Origin of the sequence: Rhodococcus sp. IEGM 1381 (assembly GCF_030056795.1) — a bacterium.
Taxonomy (GTDB): Bacteria; Actinomycetota; Actinomycetes; order Mycobacteriales; family Mycobacteriaceae; genus Rhodococcoides.
In genome coordinates, this window is the sequence record NZ_JASHKQ010000001.1 from 1,814,475 (window position 1) to 1,831,368 (window position 16,894).

Genomic DNA, 16,894 nt, shown 5'->3' on the forward strand with positions numbered 1-16,894 from the left:
ACGGACATTTCCAGCGCGGTGTTCATCTTCCGTTCACCCACGCGGGGGTAAACGTCTACCACCTGCCCTTACCTTTCTCTCTGGGCGGCAACCTACGCCGCCTGGTGCGAGGTTTCTTTCGAGCCGGCACCCACACAGTCACTGCTCGGCCCGATCAGGCCCGAGGCGTGAACACGGCCCAAGATTCCTCGGAGGAAACAGGTGAACCTCAAGCGCAACGGTGCTCTCATGAGTGCAGTGGCAGTCAGTGCCATGTTGCTGGCCGCATGCGGTAGCGACGCGAACGTCGCCACCACGGACGGCGCATCAGAGTCCTCGGCTACCTGCGAAGGTAAGTCCCCGCTGACCGGTGAAGGCTCGTCCGCTCAGCAGAACGCCATGTCCAACTTCACCTCGATCTACTCCGGCGTCTGCGCCGGAAAGGCCGTCGAATACACCACCAGCGGCTCGGGCAACGGCCGTACGCAGTTCGTCGCCGGTCTGGTCGACTTCGCCGGCTCCGATTCGTCCATCAAGGACGCGCAGGCAGCCGAAGCGGCCACCCGCTGCGCCAACAACCCGGCCTGGAACCTGCCCCTGGTCTTCGGACCGGTCGCAGTGGCCTACAACCTCGACGGTGTCGAGAACGTTGCGCTGAACCCGGATGTCATCGCGCGCATGTTCACCGGACAGATCACCACCTGGAACGATCCCGCGATCGCCGCCCTCAACGAAGGCGTCGAACTGCCGGCCACCCCGGTCACCCCGGTCTACCGCTCCGATTCCTCGGGCACCAGCGACAACTTCCAGCGCTTCCTCGCAGCTTCCGCTCCCGAAGCGTGGACCCTCGACCACAGCTCCGACTGGGCCGGCGGCGTCGGCGAAGGTGCCAACGGATCCTCGGGCGTAGCCCAGGCCGTGGCCGCTACCCCCGGCTCGGTCACCTACGTCGAGAAGGGCTTCGCCGATCAGGAAAGCCTCGGCACAGCTGCCGTCGACTTCGGCAACGGACCGGTCGAGCTCAGCACCGAGACTGCGGCCGCCGCAATCGACGCGGCCACGTTCTCCGGCGAGGGCAACGACCTGGTCATCGACATCGACGCGCTGTACGCCAGCAAGGAAGCCGATACCTACCCGTTGGTCCTCGCGACCTACGAGATCGTCTGCTCCAAGGGCTACGACGCCGACACCACGGCAGCAGTCAAGTCGTTCCTGCTCAGTGCAGCCAACGAAGGCCAGCAGGGCCTCGAGGAGGCCGGTTACGTGCCGCTCCCCGATTCCTTCAAGGAACGTCTGGTCACCGCTATCGAAGCGATCGCCTGATTCAATGAGACGTGATCCTGCTTCGGCTCGTGGCAACGCGAGCCGAAGCAGGACCGTCCTCGACCTCCACACGAGACAGTGAGCGGTATGAGCGACACCCACTCGATGACCGGCGTCCCCTCCGCGGCTACCGTGCCCGCCGCGGGTGCCGCGCACAAACCGGAAGAACCACAATTGTCAGACAAGAAAACATCGGGGACCGTCACTCGACCCGGTGACAGGATCTTCTCCGGCCTCGCCACGGGCTCGGGAATCTTCATCATCGCCCTGATCGCCGCCGTGGGTATCTTCCTGGTCTGGCGCGCGATCCCCTCACTGTCGAACAACACGGTCAACTTCCTGACCTACAACGGTGCCTGGGACACGTCCAATACCTCGGCCATGGCGTTCGGTGTTCTGGATCTGTTTCTGGTCACCGTCACGGTGTCTCTGTTCGCGCTGATCCTCGCGATGCCCGTCGCACTCGGCATCGCCATCTACCTGACGAACTACGCACCCAAGCGAGTCGCCGGACCGCTCGGCTACATCATTGACCTGCTGGCCGCAGTTCCGTCGATCGTCTTCGGTCTCTGGGGTCTCTACGTCCTCGCGCCCGCCATCAGCCCCTTCGCAGAATGGCTGAACTCGTCGCTGAGCTGGTTCCCGCTCTTCAGTACCGGCTCGGTCTCGATCGCCGGTGGCGGCACCATCTTCACCGGCGGCATCGTGCTTGCCGTCATGATCCTGCCGATCATCGCGGCGGTCACTCGCGAGGTGTTCATCCAGACGCCGAAGGGCCAGGTCGAAGCAGCCCTCGCGCTCGGAGCCACTCGCTGGGAGGTCGTGCGCACCACGGTCATTCCGTTCGGCAAGTCCGGCTTCGTTTCCGGTTCGATGCTCGGTCTCGGCCGCGCACTCGGTGAGACCATCGCTCTGTACATCATCATCCGCAGCACCCAGGCGACATTCGGTGGAACGTTGTTCGACGGCGGTTCCACGTTCGCGACCAAGATCGCGCTGGCCGCGGGCGAGTTCAACAACCCGCTGCAGGCCGGTGCCTACATCGCCGCTGGTCTGGTGCTCTTCATCCTGACGTTCGTCGTCAACGCCGGTGCCCGCGCCGCCATCGCCGGAAAGAAGGACTGACCCATGACTGCAACCATGGACAAGCCCGTCAAGGAACCCACGTTCCAGGGCGTCAGCGCTCGGCGCAAGGCATCCAACCTCTCGGCGACGATCCTGGTCAGCCTCTCGGTGCTGGTCGCACTCGTACCGCTGATCTGGGTGCTCTACACGGTGATCTCCCGCGGTCTCTCTGCCGTGGTCTCACCCACCTGGTGGCAGAACTCGCAGGCAGGCGTCACTCAGTTCATCGCGGGCGGCGGTGCTTACCACGCCATTATCGGCACGCTCCTGCAAGGACTGTTCTGCGCCGTCATCTCCATCCCGATCGGCATCTTCGTCGCCATCTACCTCGTCGAGTACGGGGTGGGCACGCGACTGGCCCGGGTCACCACCTTCATGGTCGACATTCTCACCGGTGTGCCGTCCATCGTCGCGGCCCTGTTCATCTACTCGCTGTGGATCGCTACCTTCGGATTCCAGCGCTCCGGCGTGGCCGTCGCATTCGCCCTCGTTCTCCTGATGATCCCCGTGATCGTGCGCTCGGCCGAGGAAATGCTGCGCATCGTCCCCCAGGACTTGCGCGAGGCGTCCTACGCGCTCGGCGTGCCGAAGTGGATGACCATCGCCAAGATCGTCATCCCCACCGCGCTGTCCGGAATCGTCACCGGAATCATGTTGGCCTTGGCCCGCGTCATGGGCGAGACGGCACCGGTGCTGATCCTGGTGGGATCCGCGACCGCTATCAACTTCAACATCTTCGAAGGGCCGCAGACGTCTCTGCCGCTCATGATGGTCGACCTGCAGAAAGCAGGAACCGGCGTGCTCACCGCTGAGCGCATGTGGGGAGCAGCCCTGACGCTGATCCTGATCGTCGCAATACTCAACATCGGCGCGAAGTTGGTCTCGAAGTTCTTCTCGCCCAAGAACTTCTGACCCACCCGACTCCAGCGAACCGTAAGGAACGAAGAACATGGCAAAGCGTCTCGATCTCAAAGACGTCAACATCTACTACGGCAAGTTCCACGCCGTTTCCGACGTCACCCTGGCCGTGCCGCCGCGCAGCGTCACCGCGTTCATCGGACCGTCCGGCTGCGGTAAGTCGACCGTCCTGCGATCGCTCAACCGCATGCACGAGGTAACCCCCGGTGCCCGCGTCGAGGGTTCGGTGCTGCTCGACGGCGAGGACATCTACGGCAACGGCGTCGATCCGGTGGGTGTGCGCCGCACCATCGGCATGGTCTTCCAGCGCCCCAACCCGTTCCCGACGATGTCCATCAAGGACAACGTCGTCGCGGGCCTGAAGTTGCAGGGCGGCCGCGGCAAGAAGGAACTCGAGGAGATCGCCGAGCGCTCACTCAAGGGTGCCAACCTCTGGAATGAGGTCAAGGACCGTCTCGACAAGCCCGGTGGCGGCCTTTCCGGTGGTCAGCAGCAGCGTCTGTGCATTGCTCGTGCCATCGCCGTCTCGCCCGACGTGCTGCTGATGGACGAGCCCTGCTCGGCTCTCGACCCCATCTCCACTCTTGCCATCGAAGATCTGATCCAGGAACTCAAGCAGGACTTCACGATCGTGATCGTCACGCACAACATGCAGCAGGCTGCTCGTGTGAGCGATCAGACCGGCTTCTTCAACCTCGAGGCGACCGGCAAGCCCGGCAAGCTCATCGAGATCGACGACACCGAGAAGATCTTCTCCAACCCGACGCAGAAGGCCACCGAGGACTACATCTCCGGCCGCTTCGGATAGCCACATACCGCGAAGAGAACCCCCGCCGAGCGAAAGCTCGACGGGGGTTCTTCTCGTTGTGCGCCTGCCCTGATACGGACGCCGAGTAGCGCTGCTGGGCAGCGCTACTCGGCGAGAGCGGTACTCGGCGAGAGCGGTACTACGAGGTGGGAATGTTGTTCTGGTGTAGGTCGACCGGAAGCTGGCCGGTGACCAGGAAGACGACTCGGCGGCCGACCTCGACAGCATGATCGGCGAAGCGTTCGTAGAAGCGACCCAGCAGGGTCACGTCCACCGCAGCCGCGACGCCATGGCTCCACTCACGGTCCATCAGAACCGTGAAGAGGTGACGGTGCAGATCGTCCATCGCCTCGTCCTCCTCCTGCAACTTCGCAGCGCGCTCGGGGTCGCGTGTCTCGAGGACCTCGCGAGCGGACGCGCCGATCTGGACGGCGAGGCGTCCCATCTCGGCGAAGTACCCGTTGACGACCTCGGGGAGGGCGTGGTTCGGGTGCCTGCGACGGGTGATCTTCGCGACGTGCAGGGCAAGTGCGCCCATCCGGTCGATGTCGGCAACGATCTGAATGCCGGCCACCACCGAACGGAGGTCGCCTGCGACCGGAGCTTGGAGGGCGAGGAGTGTGAAAGCCTTCTCCTCGCACACCGCACTGAGCTCGGTGATCTTGTCGTGCTCGGAAATGACCTGCTCGGCGAGCACCAGGTCTGCTTGGAGGAGTGACTGGGTGGCCTTCTCCATGGCCGTACCAGCCAGGCTCGCCATCTCTCCGAGGAGATCGGCAAGCTCGTTCATCTGTTCGTTGTAGGCGACGCGCATGAGCGAAGTTTAGTAGGTCACACCGACCTGTTCCCTGTCCCGAGGGTTAACGGAGCATGAATGAAGTCAGGCACACGTGTCGTCGGCGGCATTGGTGAACGAAAGATCTTCCGGGAGCGGCGCGCTCTCGGTCGACCCCTCCACCTGGGTGGCATCGATCGCGGTGCCGAACGCCGTCGGGGATTGCGTGTATCCGGGGTAATTGGAGCCGAGTACCACCTCGACGACGTTGTTCAGGCTCGGAGCCAGCTCGATGGCTGCGCCGGGGATCGCCGACGCAACGGTCGCTGCGGCCGCTTCCTGGTCCTGGGAGTAACGCACGACGGTCTGGGCGGCGGATCCCGAGAAGTTGCCCACCGTCAGGATCTGGAATCCGTAGGTCGCGAGCTCGTTGGATGCAGTTTGAGCCATTCCGGCGATATCGGACGCGTTGGATACCTGGAGGGACACTGTGCCTGGTTCGACGGCCAGAAGCGGGGCTTCGGGGGCGGCAGGGGGAGCCGAGGATTCGGGGGCCACCGGCTCTGCGCGTTCCTCGCCGGGCAGCGGATCGTCGTCGATGATGGCCTGAAAGATTGCGCCGATCGCGTCGTCGTTGGGGATCTCGTTGCCGTAGTCGTTGGTGCCGGTGGTGGGGATGGTGAGGAAGGTGACCGCGCCGGCGTCCACGTTCTGCAGCGATCGGCCCAGCGTCACCAGGTCCTGGGTCTTGACGTTCTCCACGAACGTGTCCGAGGTGAACGCGTTGACGAACCCGTTCAACTTGCCCGGGTCGAGCAATACCTTGTTCGAGAGTGCTGACCTGAGCAAGGACGACAGGAAGCGTTGTTGCCGTTTGATGCGGCCGTAGTCGCCGTTGCCCTCGGACTCGACGTTGCGAGCCCGGACGTAGTTCAGCGCGGTGCGCCCGTCGATGCGTTGCGTACCGGGGTTGGGCAGCACGTCTCCGAGTTCGTAGTCGATCAATGGTTGCGCGGTGCAGACCTCGACGCCGCCGACCTCGTCGACCATGGACTCGAATCCGGCGAAATCCATACCTACGAAGTGACCGATGCGTAGACCGGAAATCTTCTGGATCGTCTTGACCAGGCATTTGGGGCCGCCGAGGGCGTAGGTGGCGTTGAGCTTGTCGCCGTACGCCTCGGGGAACATCTCACCGGTGTAGGTATTGGTGTCGTTGTCGAACTGCTCGCACTCGGGGCGCGTCACATCGAGATCGCGGGGAAACGAGACGGCGACGACGCGGCTGCGATCGGCCGGGATGTTGACGAGCATGACCGTGTCCGAGCGGGCACCCTCGGCGTCGGCGACGGTGCCTGCACCCACCTCGCCGCTGGCCCCGGTGCGGGTGTCGGTACCGACGATCAGGTAGGTCTCGTCGCCGTATTGGCCCGCGGCGTCGACGACGTCCGTCGAGTCGGGATCGAGCGCAGCGACCTGAAGAAATCCTTGGTCGGTATTGCGGAGATATCCCCACACCACTCCGGTCAGTGCCACCGAAAGAATCGCGATGACGGACACCAGACTCCGGCCGACCATCCGCAGTCGCCTGCGTCGTCGCACCCGGCTCATGGCCAACCGCGTCAGTGCCGGGCGGTCCGAGGCGGGCGCGCCCACTGGTTCCGGTACTGCATGCGGGGGCGTCGGTGGTACTGCCCGGGAGGGTGGGGGCGTGGAATCGGTGATCGGGGCGATGATCTCGGTGGGTTCTTCGGTCTCGGGCCGTTCGGTCGGTACCCGACGACTCGATCCCGACCGCGACATCTTGTCCACCAACTCGGCCACCGAGACGGTGTCGGCATTACGCGGCGATCGTTTGCCGAGTCTGCCGCTGTCGCCGGGCTGCGGTGGTGAATCCTGGTCCGGTGTGGACGGGCGTTCGGAGCGAGGCCGATGCTCTCCGTTTTGTCTGATTGAGGAAAGCGGGCGCTCCCATGGGGCGCGACCCTCGGGCACAGACGGGCCCGACTCTCGATCGTCTCCCACGAATTCGAACCTGGCCTTCCATCACACGCACGCGTTGCCTACTCGGCAATCCAAGCCATAGTACTGACTCGAGCGGCATGGTCCACTTCGTGCGAGGTGAGGGCCGGTCAGCTGGGGATCAGCCGCCCGAGTGCATCAGGTCGGCACCGGCCGGGACGCAGATGTCCTCCGGATCGTCCAGCCAGCCGTCGGGCAGCGCAACCGCACCCGGAGAACCCTGTCGTCCGCGGGGCCCCTCCGCGTCCTTGGGGAACGGAACGCTCGGATCGAGTTGCGCCAGTAGGTCGTCCAGCTCGCCGAGTGTGGACACCAGCGCCATCGAGACTCGAAGGTCCGATCCCGCCGGGAAGCCGCGGAGATACCAGGAGACGTGCTTGCGCAACTCGCGTAGGCCCTTTTTCTCCCCGTGATGTTGGGCGAGCAATTCGGCATGGCGGGCGATGATCGTGGCCACCTCTCCGAGGGTGGGGGGAACGGGCTCGGGTCGGCCGTTCAGGCGGGCGCTGAGTTCGGCGAACAGCCACGGCCTGCCCAGGCAACCTCGCCCGACGACGACCCCGTCGCAGCCGGTCTCGGCCATCATCCGTACTGCGTCGGAGGCGGAGAAGATGTCTCCGTTGCCCAGCACCGGGATACCGGTGACGTGTTCCTTGAGTCGCGCGATCTCGTTCCAGTCCGCGGTACCGGAGTAACGCTGCGACGCGGTTCTGGCATGCAACGCCACCGCGGCGGCACCCTCGTCGGCGGCGATTCGGCCCGCGTCGAGGTGCGTGTGGTGGTTCTCGTCGATGCCGACGCGGAACTTGACGGTGACCGGAATGTCGGTGCCCTCGGTCGCCTTGACGGCCGCGGCGACGATGCGACCGAACAGGTTGCGTTTGTAGGGCAGAGCGGCCCCGCCGCCCTTGCGGGTGACCTTCGGCACCGGGCAGCCGAAGTTCATGTCGATGTGGTCGGCCAGATCGTCGTCGACGATCATTTTCGCCGCGGCATACGTGGTGTCCGGATCGACGGTGTAGAGCTGCAGCGACCGCGGAGTTTCGGTGGGGCCGAAGGTCGTCATGTGCATCGTGGCGGGCTGTCTTTCGACCAGCGCGCGGGCGGTCACCATCTCGCAGACGTACAGGCCCGACGTGCTGCCTGCCCGCTGGAGTTCCTGCTCCCGGCACAGAGTCCGGAAAGCCACATTGGTGACGCCCGCCATCGGTGCCAGGACGACGGGGCTGCGCAACTCCAGAGAGCCGATCTGCAATGTCATGGAAGAGCCTTTGGAACGGAGGGAGAACTTTCAGGATAAAAAGCGGGTGCCCGGCACCGAAATCGGTACCGGGCACACCAGTCGAGCGAAGCTTACGACGCGCGTGCTTCGGCCTTGGCGCGTTCGCGGGCGAGGGAGCGGTCTCGCATTTCCTCGAACTTGGTGGCTTGGCGTTCGAGGTCTTCGAGGAACGCGGCGAGTTCTTCGCGCTTGTTCTCTCCGCGGGCGGTGAAGTCGTTGCGCTCGAAGACGTTCCATTTGCGCAGCACCGGCCAGACGACGTCTTCGAGGTGCTGACGCAGATCGTAGATACCGTGCTTGGCCATGAGCACACCGTTGCGGCGGAAGTTCGGCATCCCGGCACCGGGCATGACGAAGTTCATCACGATGTCCGAGACGGCCTGCAGCGTCTGGTCGGGGGAGATGTCCATCGCTGCGCCGGTGATGTTGCGGTAGAAGATCATGTGCAGGTTCTCGTCGGCAGCGATGCGCTGGAGCATCCGGTCGGCGATCGGGTCGTCGCAGACCTTGCCGGTGTTGCGGTGCGAGACGCGGGTGGCGAGCTCCTGGAAGGTGACGTACGCGACCGAGTGCAGTAGTCCGACCTGTGTTCCGGCGGGGGAGGCGTAGCCGTTGGTCATGTGGATCATGCGGGCTTCTTCGAGGGCGACGGGGTCGACGCCGCGGGTGACGACGAGGTAGTCGCGCATGACGATGCCGTGGCGGTTCTCTTCGGCGGTCCAGCGGCCGACCCAGGTGCCCCAGGCGCCGTCGCGGGAGAAGTTCTCGGCGATCTCACGGTGGTAGGAGGGCAGGTTGTCCTCGGTGAGCAGGTTGGTGATCATCGCGGCTTGGGCGACGTCGGAGAGCTTGGACTGCTCCGGGTCGTAGTCCTGGCCGCCGAGGGCGGCGAAGTTGCGGCCTTCGTCCCACGGCACGTAGTCGTGGGGATGCCATTCGCGTGCCATCGTGATGTGACGGTTCACGTTGTCTTCGGCAGTGGGTACCAGCTCCTGCAGAAGCTCGAGCTGTGTCAAATCCCTCGCCATTAGATCGCCTCCATAGATTGCGTACGACCGGTCCAGCTTACGGCACCGTAGGTTCGGTGTGAACCGTGTCGCGCCTGTTCACCTGCTGTTCCGGCGGTCGTGATGTCCGGTGTCGACCGACGTGAATTCCCCGAATGTCGGTCGACCGGTCGGCCTTCGCGACTGTTGCAGTTCCCCCTGCACGTCGCTCTGTCTCGGCCGATCGTTACTGCCGAGTGTACGTACCGGGCAGGTGTGATCACCGTTGCCCGGGATGTATGTGGTGCCCCCAGTAGGACTCGAACCTACGACCTGCGGATTAAAAGTCCGTAGCTCTACCAACTGAGCTATAGGGGCGCGGCTCGAAAGTCTAACGGGCCGCGCAGCGCCGACGGCATGTACCCCCGACAGTGCTACCGACGCGTCAGCGTCCGAAGCTGCTGCATCCACTCGGCGCAGGAATACCGGCCAGGCGGTCGTCGATCCAGGCGAACGCACCGGGCATTCCGGTCACCGCGACCACGAGGTGCTCGCCGACGTATTCCTCCAATCGGACGCTCGCGCCGTTGGCGCACCACTCGTCGTACAGGTTCTCGGCCCCTTCCGCGGGTATCCAGAACTCTTGCTGCCCGTGATAAATGAAGACGGGGGCGGTCGGTGTCTTGTCTCCACCCATGCGCGTCGACGCGATGATCTGCTCGGCGATCGACGTCCGATCGACGTCCGGAATGTCCGAAAGGGCCTGTGCTGGAATGGGAGCCACCAGGCCTCCCGGGGCAGTGAGATAGATGCACATGTCCTTGGCGATGGTGGCCAGGCGCAGACCGTTGGCGTTCATCAACGAGAACATCTCGGGATACTCTCGGGCCACTCCGAGCGTGGCCGACAGGAACAGGGTCGACCCCACCGTTCCGTTGAGCGAATGCAGGAGAATGCGGTAATCGGTGGGTGCACCGCCGAACGCCACGCCGACGAGATTCACGTCCGGGGCGTAGGTGGGAGCCAGCTGCGCAGCCCATCCGGAAGCGATGGCACCCCCGGAATATCCCGTCGCGGCGATCGGAGACTCTGCAGGCAAGCCCAGCTCGGGCAGTTTCACCATGGCGCGGAGGGCGTCCAGGATGGCGTGGCCCGCCATCGTTCCCGACGCGTATCCCTGGCGCGGCCCCTGATGATCGGTGACGACGACGGCGTAGTTCTTCGCCAGGAACGACTGCACCGGAACGATCTCCGGTGCGATTCCGCGAGGGAGGGTCCACGACGGAGCGCAGGTGTTTCCGAGTGAATCGATGGCCATGTTGTACGCCACTACCGGCCGGCTCCCGGGTCCCGTCCACGGTGCCGAGGGCACGATGATCGTGGTGACACCCGCGACCGGCCGATCCTTGGAATCGGTGGTGCGGAACAGGATTTGCGTCGACCTGACGGGGGTCAGCAGCGGCCCGACGGTGACGTGTCGAGTTGCCAGGACGGAACCGGGTGGTTGCTGTTCGTAGCCGGCGGGCGGATCGAACCAGGGCTCGCCGAGCGGGGTGGGCAAGTAGAGGGCAGGATCGGGAACGGGGGCCACGAAGTTGCCGATCGGGTCTGCGATTGCCGTGCCGGTTGTGGGAAGCATCAGAAGCGAAACTGCGAAAACTGTTGTCACGGAACGAAATAGTCGGATGTATCCCCTCATGGCAGCACTCGTTTCCGATAGGCAGAGCCGGCTGTGTGATGCAGTTCACAGTAAAGTGATGCGGTCGCGAATGATGCGAGATACGGCGAAAGTATTGAAAACGTTATCTACTGATCTGTTCGACATCGATTATCCAACATGATGTTTGGCTGTATTCGAAATATGTATGCGTGTAAAATACTGGTGTGCAACAGATTTAATTTGCTAACGAGCCTGGCGAATCGATTGATCTCGAGACTTGTTACGGGCAAATGTAATTCGGCTGTCAACTGAAAGCGAGGCACGTGCCCGAGACTGTCGGGCAACGCGTCGGCGGTTCCGTTCTCGAGGTGTCGATCGGGCGATGCGCGCGCTTTCGGCTTCGGATCCGGTGACGGCACGGGTAGTCGCGGTAGAGGTGCGATGCGGCGGCGGTGCGATGCGGACAGGTGGTTGTGGGTGGGCGGTGCCCCGGCAGTGAAGCGGCTCGAGTGCGCACCCCCTGCAGCGCACTCGAGCCGCGCAGACCATACCATCGGGCTTGTTTCGGTTGCCTAATCAAATATTCTGTCGGCAGTGTCCGTCGAACCGAACCGCTGGTGAGTCGACTCGTGTGTCGTTCGGGTGAAGTACTCTCTATCTGTACTACCTGTGGATACGCAGGGCGCTTGGGCTCGGAGGCACGAAGTAAATGGCACAACAGGAGCGCGCACGGCGGACCCGGGCGGCCATCGTAGAGGCGGCGGCGGCGGAGTTCGCCAAGCGCGGATATGCAGCAGCATCCGTCAACACCATCTTGGAAGGCTCGAACGCCACCAAGGGGGCGATGTATTTCCATTTCCAATCCAAGGAGGATCTGGCCAGAGCGGTGCTCGCGGCCGGGTTGGATCGGTACGTGGCGATAACGGAGAAGTGGGCCGACACCACTGCACACCCCTTCTATGTCATCCGGGGGATCGTGGACGACATCGCGCAGAACTTTCAGAACGACGTGATCGTGCGCGCAGAATTTCGGCTGATAGTCGAGCCCGAGTTCTACGCCGAGGTTCATTCCGGCGGCGGTCGAGTCTGGGGAGCGCAAGGTCACATGCAGGCCGAGCGCGCTCTGGCGATGGGGGACCTCAAGCCGGAGTTCGAAGCGGCCAAGTTCGTCCGCGTGCTCGCCGCGTCGATGGCAGGTCAGCGCTACATGTCCGATCTGGTCGCCGACCACGCCGACCTGCGCGAGCGGTTCGAGGAGTCCGTCGAGGTCGTTCTGTTGGCGATGGCGTCGGAACGTTGGCTTGCCGAATTCAAACTGCACGGGTGGGAACAGTTCGGCGAGAACTACGCAAAAACCACCTCTGACCTGCCGGTTTGAGATTTGCTGGGAAAGTGTCCTAAGCTATCCCAGCTCCCAACGGAACGCCGTTGAGGGTAACGTCGAAGCAGTTCGGCGGGCCCCCTTCGTCTAGCGGCCTAGGACGCCGCCCTTTCAAGGCGGTAGCGCGGGTTCGAATCCCGTAGGGGGTACGTAGGAAGAGATCGGTTTGACAACCCGGTCGGCAGTAAAGCAGTCTTCGTCTCACTCTTCACGGGGTGCGGATTTGCAGTTCGGAGAGTTACTGCGCTAGAAATAGCGCGGCAACAACAGCAAGGCCCTGTGGCGCAGTTGGTTAGCGCGCCGCCCTGTCACGGCGGAGGTCGCGGGTTCGAGTCCCGTCAGGGTCGCAACATCGGTGCGAAATCACCGACATTGCGATGGCATTGTTTCACCGGTGCCGCCCGGCCAGGTAGCTCAGTTGGTACGAGCGTCCGCCTGAAAAGCGGAAGGTCGTCGGTTCGATCCCGACTCTGGCCACCACGGTTTTGGATCGACATGCACGACGAAAGCCCCTTCCGGTACCCGGGAGGGGCTTTTTCGTGGTCACGACGCCTCCGTGCTGTGACGACAGTGCCCATCGAGCGATATGGTCGACGCGTGGACGTGATCGATCGAGCGCAAGAGGATCTGGCGCGTGGAGACATCGTCGGTGCTCGGGATCGGCTCGTTCGCGCCCTGCGTCGAAACCCGGCCTCGCCGGGCATTCTCGAACTGCTCGCGTACACCCATCTGGTGCTCGGCGATCGCGCGGCCGCAGGCGCGGCATGGTTCCTCACCGACAAATCCGACGACGATCCAACGGCGTCGGCTGCATTGGCCGCACTGGAGAAGCGGTACCGGTCACCGTTGGCCCTCGCCGAGGCCCTTCCCATCCACGCGCCCTCGGACTGGTATCCGGCCCGGGCTCGGATGCGCCTCGAACGACTTCAGGCCGCCGTCGAAGCCAATGGTCAGCGCTGGGTGCCGCCGCGTGACGTCGTCTACTTCGACGAGGACGGGCTGAACTCCGACGACTTCTACGATTCGACCATCGATTCTGATGCCGAATACGACGGCGACCGAACCGGGTCGAGCTACCGCTCGGTGCGACAGCGTGCGATCGCGGCTGCCATCGTCATCGCCATCGCGGCCACGTCGGCATCGGTAGTCCTGGCGCTGATCTTCGGGTGACGAACGGTTCCTGGACGGGAGACTCGGCGCTGAGCGTAGAGTCGCGTAGGAAATTCTGGCCGACGACCGAGGGCGACTTCTTTCCATGGGCACAGTGAACGGCGCATCCTCACCACCGAGGGACGACAACTATGCCGTCAACCTCGAACAGGCAAGGGTCTTCGCCCGAGGGTTGGCCGAACACATCCAGACGTGCTCGGCGTCCATAGAAAGTGCGCAGTCGAAGGCGTTTCGGGCTCGCGCGGACCGCGCAGAATCCCGGGCCCGAGCGTTCGAGTCCGAGGCGTCGGCGCTCCGGGCCGAGCTCTACGAGATGTACCGCCACATCGATGCGATGACGGCCCGGTTTCCGGAACTGAGCACCGATCCGGCTGTGCGCGGCTAGTGCCCCGGCCTATCAGACGGCTGCGGAATCGGTGACCGAGCCGAAGGTCGCCTCTGCGCCCCGGCGGCCGAGCGCTGATCCCCACACCTCGAACACCGCATCGGTGGCAGACGAACGCTCGATGTCGCGTCCCTCCGCGACGGTGATGAGTGTGCGGGAGAGCTCGAACAGACTGACTCGGTGTTTTCTCGCGGTCGTGAACAGCTCGTCGATGGCGTCGGCGACGGATCCGCCGTGGATGCCGATGAGCACTCCGGTTGCGATGTCCACGTGGGTGCGAGATGCAGGCGATTCGGGCAGTCTGTCGGTCATCTTTTTCCTCGAGATGGTGTGGTCGGTGCGGATGACCGAAGCGGATTCTGGCGTCGAGCGGGCTTCACTGTCTCACACGGACATGACATTTCATACCGTCGGTTTTGCCCGTACGTGCATCCGCTCGCCCTGGGGTCCGAACAGGCTCAGCAGCTCCACCGGACGGTTCCCGACGGCACCGAACCAGTGCGGTACCCGGGTGTCGAATTCTGCTGCCTCACCGGGTTTCATCGTCAGATCGTGCTCGCCGAGAATCAGTCGCAGGGTGCCGTCGAGAACGTAGAGCCACTCGTACCCTTCGTGCGTTCTGGGGCGAGGCTCGGAGTCCTCGGGTCGAACCAGAAGCTTGTAGGCCTGCAGTCCGCCCGGACGCAGGGTCAGGGGAAGAATGGTCACGTGTTCGCGAACAGTGGCCGTCGTGCGTACCCGAGGGTCGGCGACGGGCGGCGCGGTCACCAGATCGTCGAGCGCCATCTGATGGGCCCGGGCTATCGGCCACAGGAGTTCCAGGCTCGGCTTGCGGTCGCCGGATTCGAGACGCGAGAGCGTGCTGATCGAGATTCCCGTGGTCTCGGACAGTGACGCCAGGGTGGTGTTCTTCTCCATCCTGATGCGCTTGAGACGGGGACCGAGGCCGGCGATGACCTCGTCGAGGCTTGCCACTGCTTCCTTCATCCCTTCATTGCAGTTTCGGCAAATGAATTTGTCAAGTCACGCCGGTGAACCGGTGGCAAGCTGCGCATCGGAATCAGATGCGTCCAGGTGCTCCTGCCGTCGGTAGTTGCGCAGGCGGATCGAGACTCCGATTGCTCTCGAACCGTCGGGTCAGGCCAGTGAGTGGATCGACGAATTCGATCGAGCGGGCCAGCAGCCGGAGCGGATCGGAGTAGTCGTCGTGGGCGACCTCACGGAACGACGGATAGAAGTTGTCACCGACGATCGGAATGCCCAACGAGCACAGATGAACCCGAAGTTGATGCGTCTTCCCGGTACGGGGGTGCAATCGATACAGGCCGTAGGATCCGACGGTGTCGACCAGATCCACGAGTGTCTCGGCGTTGGGTTCACCCGGTACCTCTCGGGCCTGAAGAACGCTGCGCTCTTTGATGATTCGACTGTGCACCGTCAGCGGAAAGTCGAGATCCTGCGAGAGTGGGGCGATTGCCTCGTATTGCTTGGTGATGGTGCGTTGAGCGAACAGCTCCTGGTACGGCCGGCGAGCCTGTTGCCGCACGGTGAACACCAGAACCCCCGCGGTGAGCCTGTCCAGACGGTGCGCCGGGCTCAGCTCGGGCAGGTCGAATCGGCGTCGGAGCAGAACGAGGGCCGAGCGAGCGACGTATGCGCCGCGCGGAGTGGTGGCCAGAAAATGCGGCTTGTCGACCACCAGTAGATTCTCGTCGCGATGGAGTACGTCGAGGGAGAACGGAACCGTCGGCTCCACCGGCGGATCGCGGTAGAGGTAGATGTCGGCGCGTGGTCTCGCGAGCGTCGCCGAATCGATGGGTATGCCTGCCGCGTCGACGATTTCACCGCCTGACACCTTCTCGGTCAGCCTCACCGCGTCCTGCGGAAACCGTGCACGCAGGTACTCGAGCACGGTGGCCCCGGTTGCGATATCGGGCATCCGGACCCGAGTGGGGTCGAGGCCGTCGCGCAACGGCAGGGGAGCGGCGGGCATGGTCACGACTGTAATCGGTCGGCATGGAAACACCCCGGCCGGAAATTCCGGCCGGGGTGTGGTCTGCGGTGGAACCGTTCGGGTCCGACCTAGATGGTGACGACCATCTTGCCGGTGTTCTCGCCCTTCATCAGGCCGATGAACGCCGAGGGAGCGTTGTCGAGACCGTCGACGACCGTCTCGTCGAATTCGATTGCGCCGCTGCCCAGCCAATCGGTCATCTTGGCGCGGAATTCCTCGGTGACGTGCGCGTAGGAGCCGACGATGAAGCCCTTGAGTGTCAGCTCCTTACCGATCGCCAGCGCGAGGTTGCGCGGGGCAGGAGTCGGCTCGGTGGAGTTGTACTGAGCGATGGCTCCGCACATGGCAATTCGGCCGTGCTTGTTCATCGAACCGATGGCGGCTTCGAGGTGCTCGCCGCCGACGTTGTCGAAGTACACGTCGATGCCGTCCGGTGCGGCCTTCCGGAGCTGCTCGGCAACCGAACCGTCGTGGTAATCGAATGCTGCGTCGAAACCGAGCTCGAGCAGGCGGGCGACCTTAGCGGCAGATCCGGCACTGCCGATGACGCGAGAAGCGCCGAGCGCCTTGGCGATCTGGCCGACCAGCGACCCGACTGCGCCGGCAGCGCCGGAGACGAAGACGACGTCACCCTCCTTGAACGAGGCAACTTCGGTCAGCCCGGCGTACGCCGTCGTTCCGGTCATTCCCAGTGCGCTCAGGTATGCAGACGCCTTCGCGGCCGAGAGGTCGACCTTGCTTGCGCCCTTCGCCGGGACGATGGCGAGATCGCGCCAGCCCTTGCCGTGCAGAACCGCGTCGCCGACCGCGAAACCCTCGGCCTTGGACTCGACGATCTCGCCGACGGCACCGCCGTCGAGCGGGGCGTCGATCTGGAACGGCGGGACGTACGACTTCACGTCGTTCATCCGACCACGCATGTAAGGATCGACCGACATCACGATGTTGCGGACGAGGATCTGCCCGTCCGCGAGTTCGGGGAGGTCGACGACCTCCGCGCGAAAGTTGTCTTCGGTCGGCCAGCCTTCTGGGCGGGACGCGAGGTGAATTTCGTGTGCCTTCATGG

16 protein-coding genes and 4 tRNA genes are annotated in these 16,894 nt (G+C 63.9%); 10 read left to right on the forward strand and 10 right to left on the reverse strand.

From position 1 onward, the window contains the following. Window positions 1-201 precede the first annotated feature (201 nt). The 4 genes from pstS to pstB all read left to right on the forward strand — a co-directional run bounded on the left by pstS (window position 202) and on the right by pstB (window position 4,153). The gene (pstS, locus tag QM797_RS08510; protein WP_283274855.1) at window positions 202-1,302 is read left to right on the forward strand and encodes a phosphate ABC transporter substrate-binding protein PstS; all 1,101 of its coding nucleotides are present in this window, start codon (window positions 202-204) and stop codon (window positions 1,300-1,302) included. Between the two features lie 87 nt (window positions 1,303-1,389). Next, on the forward strand, window positions 1,390-2,427 hold the full coding sequence (pstC, locus tag QM797_RS08515) for a phosphate ABC transporter permease subunit PstC (RefSeq protein ID WP_283274856.1): 1,038 nt from the start codon (window positions 1,390-1,392) through the stop codon (window positions 2,425-2,427). A gap of 3 nt (window positions 2,428-2,430) precedes the next feature. Next, on the forward strand, window positions 2,431-3,339 hold the full coding sequence (gene pstA / locus QM797_RS08520; RefSeq protein WP_283274857.1) for a phosphate ABC transporter permease PstA: 909 nt from the start codon (window positions 2,431-2,433) through the stop codon (window positions 3,337-3,339). A 37-nt stretch (window positions 3,340-3,376) separates the two neighbouring features. Further along, window positions 3,377-4,153 carry a phosphate ABC transporter ATP-binding protein PstB gene (gene pstB, locus QM797_RS08525; RefSeq protein WP_283274858.1) on the forward strand — a complete coding sequence of 259 codons (777 nt, stop codon included), beginning with the start codon at window positions 3,377-3,379 and terminating at the stop codon, window positions 4,151-4,153. A 139-nt stretch (window positions 4,154-4,292) separates the two neighbouring features. Here the strand turns inward: pstB and phoU are convergent, their stop codons facing one another. The 6 genes from phoU to QM797_RS08555 form a co-directional block, all read right to left on the reverse strand. After that, a complete protein-coding gene (phoU, locus tag QM797_RS08530; protein ID WP_283274859.1) occupies window positions 4,293-4,967 on the reverse strand; it encodes a phosphate signaling complex protein PhoU in 675 nt (224 codons plus the stop codon). Between the two features lie 66 nt (window positions 4,968-5,033). Further along, window positions 5,034-6,953, reverse strand: coding sequence for an LCP family protein (locus tag QM797_RS08535; RefSeq protein ID WP_283274860.1), 1,920 nt, complete (start codon window positions 6,951-6,953; stop codon window positions 5,034-5,036). 118 nt (window positions 6,954-7,071) lie between these two features. Continuing rightward, on the reverse strand, window positions 7,072-8,211 hold the full coding sequence (dusB, locus tag QM797_RS08540) for a tRNA dihydrouridine synthase DusB (protein ID WP_283274861.1): 1,140 nt from the start codon (window positions 8,209-8,211) through the stop codon (window positions 7,072-7,074). Between the two features lie 92 nt (window positions 8,212-8,303). Beyond that, a complete protein-coding gene (locus QM797_RS08545; protein ID WP_283273943.1) occupies window positions 8,304-9,260 on the reverse strand; it encodes an acyl-ACP desaturase in 957 nt (318 codons plus the stop codon). Between the two features lie 260 nt (window positions 9,261-9,520). Next, window positions 9,521-9,596 (reverse strand) — tRNA-Lys (locus tag QM797_RS08550). Window positions 9,597-9,663: 67 nt separating this feature from the next. Further along, window positions 9,664-10,917 (reverse strand): lipase family protein, encoded by a 1,254-nt coding sequence (locus QM797_RS08555; protein ID WP_502942278.1) that lies wholly within the window; start codon window positions 10,915-10,917, stop codon window positions 9,664-9,666. 670 nt (window positions 10,918-11,587) lie between these two features. Here QM797_RS08555 and QM797_RS08560 point away from each other — a divergent pair. The 6 genes from QM797_RS08560 (at window position 11,588) to QM797_RS08585 (ending at window position 13,814) form a co-directional block, all read left to right on the forward strand. After that, the gene (locus tag QM797_RS08560; RefSeq protein WP_283274864.1) at window positions 11,588-12,256 is read left to right on the forward strand and encodes a TetR family transcriptional regulator; all 669 of its coding nucleotides are present in this window, start codon (window positions 11,588-11,590) and stop codon (window positions 12,254-12,256) included. A gap of 79 nt (window positions 12,257-12,335) precedes the next feature. Next, window positions 12,336-12,408: transfer RNA gene (locus tag QM797_RS08565), tRNA-Glu, on the forward strand. 124 nt (window positions 12,409-12,532) lie between these two features. Further along, a tRNA-Asp gene (locus tag QM797_RS08570) sits at window positions 12,533-12,606 on the forward strand. Window positions 12,607-12,662: 56 nt separating this feature from the next. Continuing rightward, window positions 12,663-12,739, forward strand: a tRNA-Phe gene (locus QM797_RS08575). A gap of 117 nt (window positions 12,740-12,856) precedes the next feature. Continuing rightward, entirely contained in the window at window positions 12,857-13,429 is a 573-nt protein-coding gene (locus tag QM797_RS08580) for a DUF6584 family protein (RefSeq protein WP_283274865.1), read from the forward strand. An 85-nt stretch (window positions 13,430-13,514) separates the two neighbouring features. After that, the gene (locus QM797_RS08585; protein WP_283274866.1) at window positions 13,515-13,814 is read left to right on the forward strand and encodes a hypothetical protein; all 300 of its coding nucleotides are present in this window, start codon (window positions 13,515-13,517) and stop codon (window positions 13,812-13,814) included. A 12-nt stretch (window positions 13,815-13,826) separates the two neighbouring features. On the opposite strand, the gene QM797_RS08590 is transcribed toward QM797_RS08585, so the two are convergent. From QM797_RS08590 to QM797_RS08605, 4 genes are all read right to left on the reverse strand, one after another. Beyond that, window positions 13,827-14,126 carry an ANTAR domain-containing protein gene (locus QM797_RS08590; protein ID WP_283274867.1) on the reverse strand — a complete coding sequence of 100 codons (300 nt, stop codon included), beginning with the start codon at window positions 14,124-14,126 and terminating at the stop codon, window positions 13,827-13,829. 90 nt (window positions 14,127-14,216) lie between these two features. Further along, window positions 14,217-14,801 carry a helix-turn-helix domain-containing protein gene (locus QM797_RS08595; protein ID WP_283274868.1) on the reverse strand — a complete coding sequence of 195 codons (585 nt, stop codon included), beginning with the start codon at window positions 14,799-14,801 and terminating at the stop codon, window positions 14,217-14,219. Between the two features lie 73 nt (window positions 14,802-14,874). After that, window positions 14,875-15,807: a pseudouridine synthase gene (locus QM797_RS08600; RefSeq protein ID WP_283274869.1), complete on the reverse strand. Its 933-nt coding sequence runs from the start codon at window positions 15,805-15,807 to the stop codon at window positions 14,875-14,877. 89 nt (window positions 15,808-15,896) lie between these two features. After that, window positions 15,897-16,892 (reverse strand): NADP-dependent oxidoreductase, encoded by a 996-nt coding sequence (locus tag QM797_RS08605; RefSeq protein ID WP_283274870.1) that lies wholly within the window; start codon window positions 16,890-16,892, stop codon window positions 15,897-15,899. Window positions 16,893-16,894: the final 2 nt, after the last annotated feature.

Coding starts and splice junctions, on each gene's coding strand:
- pstC (WP_283274856.1), top strand. CDS start 1,390: ATGAGCGACACCCACTCGATGACCGGCGTCCCCTCCGCGGCTACCGTG.
- pstA (WP_283274857.1), top strand. CDS start 2,431: ATGACTGCAACCATGGACAAGCCCGTCAAGGAACCCACGTTCCAGGGC.
- pstB (WP_283274858.1), top strand. CDS start 3,377: ATGGCAAAGCGTCTCGATCTCAAAGACGTCAACATCTACTACGGCAAG.
- phoU (WP_283274859.1), bottom strand. CDS start 4,967: ATGCGCGTCGCCTACAACGAACAGATGAACGAGCTTGCCGATCTCCTC.
- dusB (WP_283274861.1), bottom strand. CDS start 8,211: ATGACATTGCAGATCGGCTCTCTGGAGTTGCGCAGCCCCGTCGTCCTG.
- QM797_RS08545 (WP_283273943.1), bottom strand. CDS start 9,260: ATGGCGAGGGATTTGACACAGCTCGAGCTTCTGCAGGAGCTGGTACCC.
- QM797_RS08555 (WP_502942278.1), bottom strand. CDS start 10,917: ATGAGGGGATACATCCGACTATTTCGTTCCGTGACAACAGTTTTCGCA.
- QM797_RS08560 (WP_283274864.1), top strand. CDS start 11,588: ATGGCACAACAGGAGCGCGCACGGCGGACCCGGGCGGCCATCGTAGAG.
- QM797_RS08585 (WP_283274866.1), top strand. CDS start 13,515: ATGGGCACAGTGAACGGCGCATCCTCACCACCGAGGGACGACAACTAT.
- QM797_RS08590 (WP_283274867.1), bottom strand. CDS start 14,126: ATGACCGACAGACTGCCCGAATCGCCTGCATCTCGCACCCACGTGGAC.
- QM797_RS08595 (WP_283274868.1), bottom strand. CDS start 14,801: ATGAAGGAAGCAGTGGCAAGCCTCGACGAGGTCATCGCCGGCCTCGGT.
- QM797_RS08600 (WP_283274869.1), bottom strand. CDS start 15,807: ATGCCCGCCGCTCCCCTGCCGTTGCGCGACGGCCTCGACCCCACTCGG.
- QM797_RS08605 (WP_283274870.1), bottom strand. CDS start 16,892: ATGAAGGCACACGAAATTCACCTCGCGTCCCGCCCAGAAGGCTGGCCG.